General features: G+C 61.0%; 13 protein-coding genes and 1 pseudogene. 4 read left to right on the forward strand and 10 right to left on the reverse strand.

Annotated elements, in window-relative coordinates; genetic code table 11:
* Positions 1-87: 87 nt before the first annotated feature.
* The 3 genes from CK227_RS15280 (at position 88) to CK227_RS15290 (ending at position 3,185) form a co-directional block, all read left to right on the forward strand.
* On the forward strand, positions 88-1,029 hold the full coding sequence (locus CK227_RS15280; protein WP_095774096.1) for an ABC transporter substrate-binding protein: 942 nt from the start codon (positions 88-90) through the stop codon (positions 1,027-1,029).
* A 103-nt stretch (positions 1,030-1,132) separates the two neighbouring features.
* A complete protein-coding gene (locus CK227_RS15285) occupies positions 1,133-2,071 on the forward strand; it encodes an ABC transporter substrate-binding protein (RefSeq protein ID WP_095774095.1) in 939 nt (312 codons plus the stop codon).
* 40 nt (positions 2,072-2,111) lie between these two features.
* Complete coding sequence (locus CK227_RS15290; protein WP_095774094.1) at positions 2,112-3,185, forward strand: LLM class flavin-dependent oxidoreductase; 1,074 nt, start codon at positions 2,112-2,114, stop codon at positions 3,183-3,185.
* A 310-nt stretch (positions 3,186-3,495) separates the two neighbouring features.
* On the opposite strand, the gene CK227_RS15295 is transcribed toward CK227_RS15290, so the two are convergent.
* The 10 genes and pseudogenes from CK227_RS15295 to CK227_RS36185 all read right to left on the reverse strand — a co-directional run bounded on the left by CK227_RS15295 (position 3,496) and on the right by CK227_RS36185 (position 12,611).
* On the reverse strand, positions 3,496-4,434 hold the full coding sequence (locus CK227_RS15295; protein ID WP_095774093.1) for a homocysteine S-methyltransferase family protein: 939 nt from the start codon (positions 4,432-4,434) through the stop codon (positions 3,496-3,498).
* A 35-nt stretch (positions 4,435-4,469) separates the two neighbouring features.
* On the reverse strand, positions 4,470-5,318 hold the full coding sequence (locus CK227_RS15300; RefSeq protein WP_095774092.1) for an amino acid ABC transporter permease: 849 nt from the start codon (positions 5,316-5,318) through the stop codon (positions 4,470-4,472).
* On the reverse strand, positions 5,308-6,087 hold the full coding sequence (locus CK227_RS15305; protein WP_095774091.1) for a transporter substrate-binding domain-containing protein: 780 nt from the start codon (positions 6,085-6,087) through the stop codon (positions 5,308-5,310). Before CK227_RS15305 ends, CK227_RS15300 begins: the two co-directional genes overlap by 11 nt.
* A 489-nt stretch (positions 6,088-6,576) precedes the next feature.
* Positions 6,577-6,783, reverse strand: a complete 207-nt coding sequence (locus CK227_RS15310) for a LacI family DNA-binding transcriptional regulator (protein WP_095774090.1) — start codon at positions 6,781-6,783, stop codon at positions 6,577-6,579.
* A 69-nt stretch (positions 6,784-6,852) separates the two neighbouring features.
* Positions 6,853-7,881, reverse strand: a complete 1,029-nt coding sequence (locus tag CK227_RS15315) for an ABC transporter permease (RefSeq protein ID WP_095774089.1) — start codon at positions 7,879-7,881, stop codon at positions 6,853-6,855.
* 29 nt (positions 7,882-7,910) lie between these two features.
* Positions 7,911-9,449, reverse strand: a complete 1,539-nt coding sequence (locus tag CK227_RS15320; protein WP_095774088.1) for a sugar ABC transporter ATP-binding protein — start codon at positions 9,447-9,449, stop codon at positions 7,911-7,913.
* Between the two features lie 76 nt (positions 9,450-9,525).
* Positions 9,526-10,467, reverse strand: coding sequence for a sugar ABC transporter substrate-binding protein (locus CK227_RS15325; RefSeq protein ID WP_095774087.1), 942 nt, complete (start codon positions 10,465-10,467; stop codon positions 9,526-9,528).
* Positions 10,468-10,625: 158 nt separating this feature from the next.
* A pseudogene (locus CK227_RS15330) lies at positions 10,626-11,085 on the reverse strand (hypothetical protein).
* Between the two features lie 30 nt (positions 11,086-11,115).
* Complete coding sequence (locus tag CK227_RS15335) at positions 11,116-11,916, reverse strand: 3-methyl-2-oxobutanoate hydroxymethyltransferase (RefSeq protein WP_095774086.1); 801 nt, start codon at positions 11,914-11,916, stop codon at positions 11,116-11,118.
* A gap of 227 nt (positions 11,917-12,143) precedes the next feature.
* Positions 12,144-12,611, reverse strand: a complete 468-nt coding sequence (locus tag CK227_RS36185; protein WP_142887133.1) for a hypothetical protein — start codon at positions 12,609-12,611, stop codon at positions 12,144-12,146.
* Between the two features lie 39 nt (positions 12,612-12,650).
* On the opposite strand from CK227_RS36185, the gene CK227_RS15340 reads away from it, so the two are divergent.
* Positions 12,651-13,682, forward strand: a complete 1,032-nt coding sequence (locus CK227_RS15340; RefSeq protein ID WP_095774085.1) for a LacI family DNA-binding transcriptional regulator — start codon at positions 12,651-12,653, stop codon at positions 13,680-13,682.
* Positions 13,683-13,750 lie beyond the last annotated feature (68 nt).

Genomic DNA, 13,750 nt, shown 5'->3' on the forward strand with positions numbered 1-13,750 from the left:
GCCGGCGCCATGTGCGAACCGCCGGCTTTCCAGGCTCCCCGTTCGGGGAGCGTCAACCCCGCACGTCCATCATGCAAGGAGAGACCCATGACTTTGTACAGGAAGCCGTTATCCCTCGCCTTCGGCGCGGTCCTATCGGCCATTACCTTTGCCTCCGTCGCCCAGACGGCGGAATTCGATCTCACCCCCGAACAGCCGGGCCGAATTCACACCGAAAGGAGCCAGAAGGCAGCCGCGGCAATCGCACCGAGTTTCAAATTCGCCAAGCAAGGCTATCTGACGGTCGCCACCAGCCCTTGGGATCCGCCGGTCGGCACCTACGCGACCGATGCCAAGACCGTGGTCGGTACCGATCCTGACATCACGGTGCTGATCGCCGAAACGCTGGGGCTGAAACTTGATCTCGTTCCGGTCGCCTGGGCCGACTGGCCGCTCGGCCTTGCCTCAGGGAAATATGACGCCGTCGTCAGCAACGTGACGGTGACGGAAGAGCGCAAGGAGAAGTTCGACTTCTCGACCTATCGGCAGGACGTTCTCGGCTTCTATGTGAAGGCCGACAGCAAGATCACCTCGATCAAGGAACCGAAAGACGTCGCTGGCTTGAGGGTGATCACCGGTGCCGGCACCAATCAGGAAAAGGTCCTGCTCGAATGGGACCGCGAGAATGTCGCGGCCGGGCTGAGGCCTGTCGAGGTCCAGTACTATGACGATTCGGCGGCAAGCCAGCTCGCCATCCAGTCGGGCCGCGCCGATGCCGAGTTCAATCCGAACGCCACGCTTGCTTACTCTGCCGCCGTCAGCGGCAAAACCAAGCTGGTCGGCATCGTCAGCGGCGGCTGGCCTCTGACCGCCGAGATCGCAGTGGCGACGCGCAAGGGCGGCGGTCTCGCCGATGCCATTACGCTGGCCATCAACGAGCTGATCGCCAGTGGCAAATATGGTGAGGTGCTGAAGAAATGGAGCCTGACCGCCGAGGCCATCGACCAATCGCACACCAACCCGCCCGGCCTGCCGAAGCCCAACAGCTGAGCCAAAACGCATTGAAGGCGGACGCAATCGGGGTCCGCCTCTTCCGTCATGCATGCGTGCGCACGACGTGCACAGGCAACACCGCGAGAAATTGGGAAATTCAATGTTCTTGAGAACCAAAGCGATACCGGCCTTCATCGGCATTTCGGCGTTCCTGGCAGCCTCTCTGGTGTCGCTCGCATCGGAGCCGTTTGACCTCAGCCCCCAACAGTCGGCGCGCCCGCGCGCCGAGAAAGATCCTGCTTTGATTGCGTTGATCCCGGCGCGTTTCAAATTCGTCGAGGACGGCGTTTTGACGGTTGGCATCGCTCCCGGTGGGACACCGCCGGTTGCCACCTACGCGACCGATGCGGCAACCGTCGTCGGGGCCGATCCTGATATCGCCCAACTTATTGCCGACAAGCTCGGCAGGAAACTCAACCTCGTTGCGGTGGCCTGGGAAGACTGGCCGCTCGGCCTGACGTCGGGAAAATACGATGCCGTCATCAGCAATGTCGGCGTCACTGAAGAGCGCAAGCTGAAGTTCGATTTTTCGAGCTACCGGCAAGGCCTGCACGGTTTCTATGTCAGGAATGACAGCCCGATCACCGCGATCAAGGAGCCGAAGGACATTGCCGGGCTGCGCGTCATCACCGATGCCGGCACGATCCAGGAAAAGATCATTCTGGAATGGAGCACGCTGGATGTCGAAGCCGGACTGAAGCCGGTCGAGATCATCTATCTCGACGACACCGCCGCATCGAGCCTGGCAATCCGCTCCGGCCGCGCCGACACGATTTTCTCGATGAATTCGGCCCAAGCCTATCAGGCAGCGCTGACCGGCGAAACCCGGTTGGTCGGAACCATCAACGCCGGCTGGCCGCTGACGACCGATGTCGGGGTCACCACGAAGAAGGATAGCGGCATCGCCGATAGCATCACCGCAGCGCTCAACGAGACCATCAAGGATGGGAGCTATGCGAAGGCGCTCGCAAGATGGAGCCTTTCCGCCGAACAGATCGCGCAGTCGCGGACCAATCCGCCGGGGCTGAAGAAGTACTAGGGGCTGGCATGGGACAGACCGCAAAAGGGAGGCAGCGGCCTTGACGTCAATCTCGTGCAGCATCCGCAAGCTCGCCTTCCTCACACCCGGCAACTATCCTGACAGTGATCCGCATTCAGGGCTTGAGAAAACACTCCAGCTGTTCGAGCTTGGCGAGCGGCTCGGCTATGATGGCGCCTGGGTGCGGCAGCGTCATCTCGAGCCCGGCATTTCGTCGGCGGCCGCCTTTCTGGCCGCCGCCACGCAACGCACAAGCCGCATTGAACTGGGCACCGCCGTGATCCCGATCGGCTACGAAAGCCCCTACCGCCTGGCCGAGGATCTTTCGACGGTCGACGTGCTGTCACGCGGCCGATTGAATGTTGGCCTGAGCGCCGGCTTCCCGCCGCATGCCGAGATCCTCGGGCCGCTTGTCTTCGACAGCGACTGGCGGAGTTTCGATTTCTCGCATGAGCGCGTGCTGCGCTTCGTCAACAATTTGCGTGGCGGTCCGATCGGCGAACCCGGCGCGATCATCGAATTTCCCGGCGGCCGCGTGCGCCCTCGCCTGCAGCCGCATGCACCCGGTCTCCTCGAAAGGATCTGGTATGGTGGCGGCTCGCTCAGATCGGTTGAATGGACCGGTCGCAATGGTCTCAACCTGTTGATCGGCAATGTCACATCCGGCGAGGGAACCGACAATTTCTTTGAAGCGCAATTGCACCAGTTGGAGACTTTCTTTGCCCAGCAAAGCGAGAGGCGAGCTCGCGTGGCGTTGGGCAGGGTGATCGTGCCGTTCGACCGCGCCGATGCAAGCACGAGGAAACGCTATGCCGACTATGCGGCCGGACGCCACGAGCGCACCTTGAAGGCGCATGGCGAGCGGCGGACGCTTTTTGCCCGGGACATCGTTGGCACATCCGAACAGATTCTGGAGCAACTTGCCAGCGACCCGATCCTGGACAAGGTAGACGAATTGCGGCTCGAATTGCCCTACGAATTCGAGCAGCATGAATACGAGCAGATCATCACAGATTTCATCGAGACCATCGCGCCGGCACTCGGCTGGCGGCGTTTGGGCCTGACGGCTTCGGCAGCAGAGACCCCGCTGCAGCTCCCGACTGCGGTCTTATGAGACTTCGACGCGACAGAACTGAATCCCCTGCCGATAGTTCCAGACGCTTGAAGTGGGCGGAAAGATTCTGGTCCGGACGGTGTTTCCGGCATGGCCTGATTCTTCCACAAGGGGGTGCGAAAGCGACAGGCGAAGTTTGGCTACACTCCATGCCCGTCAATCGCCGAGCAGTTCAAGATTCTCACTGCCTAAAAGGCCGTACGAGATAGCTGCTCATCTGGGCGCAGTGTTGCTGTGGTGCCGGTCTGCCCTGTTGTGACCTTCACGCCGCTCATTCAAAATTGTCCTTTGCGGTTCCGGAAGCAGTCGACTAGACGACGTCTTGGCCGGATGGCACCAGATCGCGGCTTGCCTTGATTGCCGCGATATGTTCGGGGCCTATGCCGCAGCAACCACCGATGATCGTCGCTCCCTGCTCCACCCACAGCTTCACCCATTTGAGATAGTTCTCGGGGTCCAGATCCTTCCTGATCTCCGAAATACCTGCATACGGCGTGTCGGAAGGCGGTTCGGGCAGAAAGGCATTGGCGTAGACGCCAAGTTCTATCTTGCGACTGCCCAATGCGACGATCGCCTTGCGGGACGCCACGACCGCCTCGCCCATGACCTCGGGCTGACTGCAATTGAACAAGATCCCCGATGCTCCGGCCTCGATCGTCGCCGCGACCGCATCGGCAACCGGCTCGCCGGATCGCAGCTCCGGCGGGCCGGCTCGCCCGTCCTCATCCTTCAGCGTGTAGGAGACAAAAATCGGCAAACGTGAGTTCTTGACCGCCGCGAGCGCCGTCAATGCCTCGGCGGTGGAGCTTTGCGTCTCGATGAGCCAAAGATCGATGTGGGGAGCAAGCCCCTCAACCAGGCTTTCGAGGATGCGCGGCGCCTCGTCGGGCTTGAAATTGCCCGGCCTGTAGCTTTCAAACAGCGGCGGCAACGACCCCGCGACCCTGATGTCGCCAGGCAGGCGGTCGGCGACTTCGCGGGCGATACGACCGGCGCGATCCGCAAGCGCGCGCCCCTCTTTCTCGAAACGCTCCCTGCCGATCATATGCGGCACCAGGCCGTAGGAATTGGTGGTGATGATATCCGCACCGCTACCGGCAAATGCCGTGTGCGCCTTGGTCACGAAATGCGGCGCCTCGATCAGCGACAGCGCCGACCACTCAGGCAACCGAAACGGAGCGCCCAGGCGTTCCAGAAGACGACCCATGCCGCCGTCCAGAATGGTGAAGTCGTTAAGGTGATCAGTCATGATTTAAGGTCCGTTGGATGTCAGCGAATGAGAAGCTAGACGGCCCGGTAGCCGCGGCCGAATTTCACTTCAAGCCTATGCTGGACGAGTTCGAGCCCGATCGAGAGCGCCCAATAAAGCACAGCCGCGGTCAGCAGCATTTCCATGTAGTGGAAAGTTGCGCGGCCGTAAGACTGGGCGAGAAAATTCAGCTCCCATAGGCCCATGATCGACACCAGCGAGGAATCCTTCAGCATCGAAATGAAATGGGCTCCGCCAGGCGGGATGATGACGCGCATGGCTTGCGGAGCGATGATCTTCCAGGCGATCACTTGTCGGGATAGCCCGAGCGACAAGGCCGCCTCGCGCTGTCCACGATCCACCGAGGAGATGCCTGCCCGGATCGTCTCGGCAAGATAGGCCGCATAGTTCAGCGAGAGTGCCAGAATACCGGAGGTAAACGCCGACAGAATGATGCCGAACTGCGGCAGCGCCAGATAGATCAGCAAGACCTGCACCAGCAACGGCGTGCCGCGAAAGAAAGACGCGTAGAATGTCGCCACGCCAAAGGCGACCGGATTGGTCGACAGGCGCCCGAGCGCGGTGAGTATTCCCGCGCTCACGGCAAAAATCATCGACAAGGCCGTCACCAGCAGCGTGAGCGCGACGCCTTGGACGAAGCCGTCTGGAGACAAACGCAAGCCGAGCATGAACGGCAGCTTTTGGCGGATGAGGCCGAAGTCGAGACCGAGGCTGCCGAGCCCAACGCATAGCACCAGAAACAGTGTCGCCCAGGTCAGCCAGACCTTGAACCGGAAACTCCATTTCTGCGTGATCGGCTGAACACCCCGCGTGACCGCGACGAGGTCTGCAGCGAGACCCGCCGAGCCGGGTTCAATCGACATTTTTTGTGATGTCCACGCCGAACCATTTGTTCGAAATGGCGGCGAGCTTTCCTCCCGTCTTCAGTTCCACGATGACGCGTTTGACCTCCGCGTCCCATTCCGGATCGCCCTTGTCGGTGACGATGGCGTTCGGCTCGGCAAACAACGGATCGCCCAGCACCTTGAGCTTGCCCGTTGCGTCTATCTGACCCTTGGCGGTGCCGGCAGAAGCGACGATGGCGTCAAGGCGCACGCCCGGTCCGAGGGCCAGATTCTGGAAATTCACGGTCTCGTCGCCCGGCACGACCTGCACGTCATGGAAGGGAAACTCGATCGCCGGTTGGCCGGGAATGGTGAAGTTGCGATTGACGTAGGCTTCGTATGACGAGCCCGATCCGACGCCGACGCGCTTGCCGGAAATGTCCGCCACGGACTTGATGGTCTGCTCCTGGGAATTGACCACAAGCACGGCCGGAACGCTGTAGTAGATCACCGGAAAGTTCAGCACCTTGGCCCGGTCTTCGGTGGGCGTCGTCGATGTGATGCCAACATCCCAGCGACCGGCCCACTTGCCGCCGACAATGGTTTCCCACCCGGGCGATTCCAGCTTCAGCTTGGCGCCGAGCTTTTCGGCGAACGCCTTCGCCACGTCGACATCGAAACCGTCCAGTTCGTTCTTGTCGTTGATGAAGGCAAAGGGCGGATAGTCATTGACCAGGGCATCGACCACGACACCGGTCTTGTGAACCCGGTCGAGTGTCTCACCGGCCTGGGCTGCCGACGCCGCCAAGGGACAGCGTCAACGCATAAGCAGCAATCTTCGAAACCGATATTTGCATGATTGGCCAAATCTCCTTGTTGAAGCAGAGATTTGCAGCAGTTCATCCGCGCCCTAAAGGTTGGATTTTTCAATTAATTTCGGCAATGACGAAAAACCATCCACCTTCTTTCAGCACCTCGCCATCGCGCCGACCGGATACAAGATCGACGAACTGACCGTCGACATCAAACGGGCAAAATCCTTTGACGTCGCCGGGTAACGGAGGGCTTGCGTTCTTGGCGCGGCTGAAGGCCGCGCCAATTGGCTTGTCGGCCCTTTCTCTCGCTTGCCTGTGCCAAAGACGGCTAGATCGAGAGCAGCAGCAATGACTCCGATCGTCTCATAGGAACCTTCTTTTTTCAAAAGCACTTGGGAGGCGATCAGTGATACTATCTGATCCGATCGCCTCATAACTTTTCGTCACGCCTGCGAACGCGCGTTCCCCTGCCGAAATTCCTGTCAGCTGCGATCGTCCATCCGCGCGAGGCTTATTTTCCGCTCATTGATCCTGCGGACCGCATCCATGACTGTCCGCGAAGCAGATGACGAGACGTTTGATTGCCCCTTCAGTACGCGGTGCACAGTGCCGACGCCAACGCTCGCCGCCGCGGCAATTTCCTTGATGGTTCCCAGCCGTTCGATCCCGATCGCCGGTTCGTATGTCATGTTTAACTCTCCTCGCCACAATGAGAAACGGGTGGCGGCTGCGCAGCCGCGGCTGCGCAGCCTCCTGCATCACGTCTTGCGGCTCTTCTGGCGATAGACGTCGGCAATCACGGCGGCGATAATGATCAGGCCCTTGATGATCTCCTGATAGAAAGCATCGACGCGCAGGAAGGTGAAGCCCGACATCATCGTGCCGAGAATGATCGTGCCGATCACCGTGCCCGTGATGCGGCCGACGCCGCCGGTCAGCGAGGTGCCGCCGATCACCGCCGCGGCAATTGCGTCAAGTTCGTACATCACACCCATTCCGGCCTGCGCAGTTTGCGCGCGCGATGCGGTGACGATGCCGGCGACGCCCGCGAGCAGACCAGCGACGGCATAGACCTTTATCAGGTGGCGCTCGACGTCGATGCCGGAGACACGTGCGGCCTGCACATTGGCGCCGATGGCGTAGGTGAACTTGCCATAGCGCGTATAGCGCAGCGCCACGTGGAAGATCACGGCGACTACCAGAAAAACCACCACCGGCCAGATGCCCGAGCCGATGAAGTTGAACTGGTCGGTCAGCCCCGACACCGGTTGACCCTTGGTGTACCACTTGCACAAGCCCCGCGCGGACACCATCGTGCCCAGCGTCGCGATGAAGGGCGGGATCTTGGTGTAGGCGATCAGCGCTCCGTTGAACACGCCAGCGAGCAGGCCGACTGCCAGTCCGACCAGGATCGGGATGACAAACGGCAAGTCGGTGAGCGAGGGATAGAGTGCTTTGGTCCAGGCCGACGATTGCGCCAGGCTGGCCGCGATCATGGCAGTCAGGCCAACCATGGAACCCGACGACAGGTCAATGCCGCCGGTGATGATGACCTGGGTGACGCCCACCGCAATGATGCCGATGACCGAGACCTGCAGGATCATGATCTTCAGGCGTTGCGCATTCATCAGGAAGCTCTGGCCGACGAAAATCCAGCCGAGCAGTTCGAACACCAGTGCAATTCCAAGCAAGATGAGAAGGATGTTCGCTTCGACCGGCAGTCGGCGCCTGTTGGCCCCGATCCCAGTGAAAACGGCGGGTCCCGGCAATGTGCTGTTCGTTGACATGTTGTATCCTCCCTAGTTGTGTTTGGGTCCTATTTCGAAGCCAGTTCCATGATCTTGACCTGTGTCGCCTCCGCCCGATCGAGAATCCCCGTGACGTGTCCTTCGTGCATGACCAGGATGCGGTCGCTCATGCCAAGCACCTCGGGCATTTCCGACGAGATCATCATCACCGCCACGCCATCGCGCGCGAGTTCCGTGACCAAGCGATGAATCTCGGCCTTGGCGCCGACGTCGATGCCGCGTGTCGGCTCGTCGAGGATGAGAATCCTCGGCTTGGTCAGGAGCCAGCGCCCAATCAACACCTTCTGCTGGTTGCCGCCGGACAGGTTTTCGATGCGTTGCGCGAGATTTGGCGTTTTGACGCGCAGCGTTTCGCTCATCAGCGTGCAGGCGCTGGTGATGCCCTTTTCGGCCACGAAGCCGCGTGACACGTAGTCTTGCTGCAGGACGGCGATCTGCATGTTCTCGAGGATGTCGAGGATGAGCAGGCAACCGGTTTCCTTGCGGTCCTCGGTCAGCAGCGCCATGCGGTGACGAATTGCGACGTTCGGCGACGAGATGGTCACCGGCTTGCCGTGGATCTCTATGGAACCCGAACTCGCCGGCGTCACACCGAAGATCGCTTCGGCGACGTTGGAGCGGCCCGAACCCACCAGTCCGGCGACGCCCAGGATTTCGCCGGCGCGGATATCGAAGGAGACGTCGGTGAAGACCCCGGCGAGCGTCAGGTTCTTCACAGACAGCACGACCTCGCCGATCGGGACTTCCTCCTTCGGAAACATCTGTGTGATCTCGCGCCCGACCATCATGCGGATGATGTCGTCACGGGTCACATCACTCGAAAGGTGCGTGCCGATGTAGCGGCCGTCGCGGAACACCGAGAACTCGTCGGCGATCTCGAACAGCTCGTTCATCTTGTGGGTGATGTAGATAATGCCTTTGCCTTGCGCTTTCAGGTCGCGGATGATGGTGAACAGGTGGGAGACCTCGCGCTCGGTCAGCGCCGATGTCGGTTCGTCCATAATCAGCACGTCAGATTCGTAGGAGACGGCCTTGGCGATCTCGACCATCTGCCGGTTGGCGACGGTGAGATCGCGCACCTGCACCTGCGGATGGATGTTGATGTTGAGCCGCCGGAACAGATCCGCCGTCATCCTGTTCATTGTGGTATGGTCGACGAGGCCGAAGCGATTCAGTGGCTCGCGCCTGATCCAGATGTTCTCCGCCACCGTCATGTAGGGCATCAGGTTCAGTTCCTGATGGATCATGGCGATGCCGTTCTCGAGTGCGTCCAGCGGCGACTTCAGCTGGATAGGCTTGCCGCGCAGATGCAATTCACCGCGGTCGGGATGATAGATGCCGGCGATGATCTTCATCAGCGTTGACTTGCCCGCGCCGTTCTCGCCCATCAGTGCATGAACCGTTCCGGGCCGCAGCCTGAACGACACGTCGTCCAGTGCAACGACGCCGGGAAATTCCTTGCGCGCGTTCTCGATGGTCAAAAGATATTCGGAACCTGCGGCCGAAGCCCTGTCGCGGGCGGCGGCCGGTGTCGATGCACTGCTCATGGCGTGCTCCTCCTCCTGGGGGTGATTTTCGGCTGGGCGCGCGGATGCGCGCCCAGAGAGTTTTGGCCAAGCAGGATCAGTTCTTGCTCTGGTAGGTCGCCAGATTGGCCGGCGTTACCAGCTCGAACGGCACGAAGACCTTCTGGTCGACCTTCTCGCCCTTGGCGAGCTTCAGCGCCGCGTCGACCGAACCAAGGCCCTGGCCGGCGGCGTTCTGGAACACGGTGACGTCGAGGTCGCCGGCAGCCATCACGGCAAGCGCATCCCCGGTTGCGTCGACCCCGCCGACTAGCATCGTCTTCATGTCGATTCCGGCGGCCTTCATCGCCTGGATGGCGCCGATCGCCATCTCGTCATTGTTGGCGACGACGGCGTCGAACTGGATGCCGGCCGACAGCCAGTTGCTGACAAGGTCGGTGCCCTGGGTGCGCGACCAGTTGGCGGTCTGCTCCTCGACGATCTTCATGAACGAGCATTCGGGCGTCGCGATCACGTCGTGGATGTCCTGTGTGCGCTGGCGTGCCGCCTGATTAGACAGTTCACCCATCATCACCACGATGTTCGCTTCGGTCTTGCCGGCTTCCTTGAGCAGCCGGCAGATTTCCTTCGTTTCCAAAGTGCCCGACTCGACCTCGTTCGACGCGACGAACGCCTGCTTCTCCGGCAGTTTGTCGACGTTGACCGGTTGGCGGTTGACATAGACCAGAGGAATGCCAGCATCGGCCGCGATCTTCGACATCGCCGTTGTCGCGTCCGTGTCGACCGGGTTGACAATGATCGCGCTCACGCCCGAAGCGATGAAGTTCTGGATCTGGCTCTGCTGCTTGGCGACGTCGTTCTGTGCGTCCTCCACCTGTAGCGTCACGCCGTTAAGCGTCTTGGCATAATCGATCATGCCGTTGCGCAGAACGGTCAGGAAGTTGTCGTCGAACTGCGCCATCGATACGCCGATGTTCTCGGCCGGCGCCGAGGTTGTCATCAGCGCCGAGATTGCGGCGCCCAGAATCAGTTTCTTCATGTCAGTTCCTCCATTTTAAGGCGTCCGGTGCGCCCGATCCTCCCGGAACTCCCCCGGTTCGGGGGTCGTATCGAAACGGCAAGTGCCTCAGCGCCAAGGCCTCGGTGGCAGTTTTGCCGTGACGAAATCCATGTTCACCCGCGTCCGCGCCTGAAAGGTTAGAAGACGATCGTCTTGTGGCCGTTGAGCATGACGCCGGTCTCCAGATGCAGCTTGACCGCACGCGCCAGCACCCTGCTTTCGATGTCGCGGCCGATCACGCGTTCGGTCTCCTGGTCGGTGCCACAACCTCGGCGTTCAGCCATCCGACCTTGATCTGGCAGAGGATGTGCGGGAGTGCCTGGTCGAACTTTGAGACCATGACGACGATCGACGAGCGCGGCGCCTTCATGCCGAAGCGCTCGATAGGCGATTTCAGCGCCCCTTCGATATCGTCCTTTACCGCACCGGTCGGTGCCGCGACCGCGATCCGCATGAAGAAACGGCTTGTCTGGCGCTCCAGAACTGGTTGCGCTTGGCAATGTTGGCGCCCATCGCCGCAAGGTCGGTGGTGACGCCGGCCACGATGCGGGGGTGGTCGTCGCACGAAAGGCTCAGTACATGGATCTTGTCCGCCACGGTGTGATCGCTTTGGTGCGCAACGAGCGTTCATGAGACAGGCAGGCCATCGAAAAAGCGGCGCAGTTCGCCCGCTTCGATACCGACGACGTGGCGCTGCTCGGGGTAGATGCCGCTGCGCACGTCGGCGGCGAACTCGGAGAACGCCGCGATGCGCTCGCGCTGCAGGCGGTCCAACTCGGCTGCGAAGTTGCGATAGGCCTTGGCGTGCCTGGGCACGTGGCCGCGGTTTTGGCCCAACAGGTCGTCGCCGAAAAGATATTGGCAATCGCAGCCGGTTCCAGCACCCATGGAAACCATGAACAGTGACGTGCGCTCGCTGATGGCGGCCGCGACCTCGGCCGGCACCACCTCGATTTCCGCGCCGAAGGCGCCGGCCGCTTCGTACGCCTTGACCGCGTCGAATATTTTGAGGGCACTTTCGGCCGACTTGCCGACTGCCTTGAAGCCGCCTGTCCAGGTGGCCCGCGACGGGATCAGCCCGACATGGCCGATTACAGGAATGGCTTCGTCAGCGAGCCGCTTCACGGTGGCCAGGCTGGCGCTGCAATAGACGGCGTCGGCGCTCGCCTTGTAGAGCGCGAAAGCCCAGCGTACAAAATCGTCCGCCGTGCCGACTTCGAAGAAATTGACGCCCGGCACCGCAAACAGGCTTGGCGCAACCTCGCGGAACTGCGGAAGAACCATCATCTCCGGCGGCACCGAGACCATGTCGACGCCGGCTTTCTCGGCAGCCTCCAACTCTTCCAGCGTCTCCACGCGGATCATCGTGAACTGGTACTTGCCTTTCATGGCGCGGATATCCGCTACTGTCGGTCTCTTCCTGCTCATCGGCTGCCCCTCCCATTTTGCGTAATCATGCCGCCAGCAACGCCTTCGTTTTCACCAGAGCGACGTCAGTTTCGAGGGCCCGGCCGCCTGCCTGATGCCAGGCGAATGTCGCGGGCCAGGGCGTGGCCGGGGCCGATGCCGCTCGCCGAAAGCAGATGTCCGTCCCCCGCCTGCGCCGCAGGCCTCAATCCAATCGGTCACCTTCATCTGCGCGGATCTTGTCTGGGTCAAAGTTCGGAGGCGGCGGCGGACCGCCGCCTCCGTAGCCTTGGGAGGCTGGTGGTCTGAGGCAACCTTGGTTTCGGCGTGGAACTGTTCGCGACACCGCCGCGCCATCGGCGGCAGATCGCGCTTGATGACAAGGGCAGTCTTCGTCGCGCCACTGGCGCAGGAAGGCCTATTTCGCGGCAGCCGGTCGGAGCGGACGGCGACGGCAGGTCGCGTTTGATCAGACAGTTCAGCTTCGGCAGCGCATGGCACGATCCCATCGGGATCGTGTGGTGCTCACCGGCGCGCTGCGCTTCGCGCCCTATCAGAACCCAGTCTCGTTTCGTCGGACTATAGTCTTCGGCTGTGGCGGCTGCGCTGATCATGACCTTCCTTTTCAGGCTGGAACCAAGACTGATAAGCTTTCCTGAAAGAGAGCTACCAAATTCAATCATTTCCATCAACGCCACTTGCAATTTTTCTATCATCTACTATCATTCTTTCGAAATCCTCAAAAGGAGACTGCCTTGGCCAAGCGCCCAACGGTTTCGGATTTGGCCCGGGCATCAGGGGTCAGCGTGGCGACGGTCGACCGGGTTTTGAACAACCGCCTGCCGGTGCGCGAGGAGACAGCGCAGCGGGTCTATGAGGCGGCGACCGTTATCGGCTACCACGCCGTGACCCTGATCAAGCAGCGGATCCGCCAAGATCTCCCGGAATACCGGCTGGGCTTTCTTCTGCAGAAGCCCGAGCAGCATTTCTACCAGGAGTTTGCGCGCGAGTTGGAGGCCGCGACGATCCATGCGCCGCGGTTCCGCGGAATTCCGGTTATCGATTTCTGGTCGAGCCAGGCTCCCGAGGACATCGTTGTTCATCTGGAAAAACTGGCAGCAAAAACGAATGCCATTGCATTGGTTAGCCCTGATCATCCGACGATCACGGTCGCCGTGGAAAGCTTGAAGGCCCGCGGGATTCCGGTGTTTTCACTTCTGTCCGATTTCGCTCCAGGCGTTCGCGAAGGCTATGTGGGCCTCAACAACCGCAAGGTAGGACGCACCGCCGCGTGGATGATCGCGCAATGCGCCAGGCGGCCGGGCAAGGTCGCCGTGTTTGTCGGCAGTCATCGCTTTCACGGCCAAGAGTTGCGCGAGATCGGCGTGCGCGCCTATTTTCGGGAGCATGCGCCGGATTTCACTGTGCTTGAGACCTTGGTCAATCTTGAAACGGCCGGTCTTACCCATCAGGCGATGCTCGACCTGCTCGAGAGGCATCCCGATCTCGTCGGATGCTACATAGCCGGTGGTGGCATGGAGGGCGCTATCACGGCAGTGAGAACGGCCATGCCCGCCCAGCCCCCGGTCTTGATCTGCAACGAGATAACGCCCGAGTCACGCGCCGCACTCGCCAACAACATCATCACCATGGTGCTCGCAACGCCGCTGGCCCGGCTGAGCAGCGATCTCGTCAATCTCATGGCGCATGCCATCCAGGACGGCGCCGCCAACGCGCCGGGACAGACTTTCCTGCCCTTCGACATCCATGTGCCGGAAAATATCTAGGCGTCCCTGCAATAGAATCTATCATGGATGATAGAAAATAATCACGGCGAGTTGACTGTATCTTGCCG

It is taken from the genome of Mesorhizobium sp. WSM4308 (assembly GCF_002294905.1).
Lineage (GTDB): Bacteria > Pseudomonadota > Alphaproteobacteria > Rhizobiales > Rhizobiaceae > Mesorhizobium.

Excerpts from the sequence above, each read along its gene's own strand:
- CK227_RS15280 (WP_095774096.1), top strand. The coding sequence starts at position 88 with ATGACTTTGTACAGGAAGCCGTTATCCCTCGCCTTCGGCGCGGTCCTA.
- CK227_RS15315 (WP_095774089.1), bottom strand. The coding sequence starts at position 7,881 with ATGTCAACGAACAGCACATTGCCGGGACCCGCCGTTTTCACTGGGATC.
- CK227_RS15300 (WP_095774092.1), bottom strand. The coding sequence starts at position 5,318 with ATGTCGATTGAACCCGGCTCGGCGGGTCTCGCTGCAGACCTCGTCGCG.
- CK227_RS15335 (WP_095774086.1), bottom strand. The coding sequence starts at position 11,916 with ATGAGCAGGAAGAGACCGACAGTAGCGGATATCCGCGCCATGAAAGGC.
- CK227_RS15320 (WP_095774088.1), bottom strand. The coding sequence starts at position 9,449 with ATGAGCAGTGCATCGACACCGGCCGCCGCCCGCGACAGGGCTTCGGCC.
- CK227_RS15310 (WP_095774090.1), bottom strand. The coding sequence starts at position 6,783 with ATGACATACGAACCGGCGATCGGGATCGAACGGCTGGGAACCATCAAG.
- CK227_RS36185 (WP_142887133.1), bottom strand. The coding sequence starts at position 12,611 with ATGATAGAAAAATTGCAAGTGGCGTTGATGGAAATGATTGAATTTGGT.
- CK227_RS15325 (WP_095774087.1), bottom strand. The coding sequence starts at position 10,467 with ATGAAGAAACTGATTCTGGGCGCCGCAATCTCGGCGCTGATGACAACC.
- CK227_RS15295 (WP_095774093.1), bottom strand. The coding sequence starts at position 4,434 with ATGACTGATCACCTTAACGACTTCACCATTCTGGACGGCGGCATGGGT.
- CK227_RS15285 (WP_095774095.1), top strand. The coding sequence starts at position 1,133 with ATGTTCTTGAGAACCAAAGCGATACCGGCCTTCATCGGCATTTCGGCG.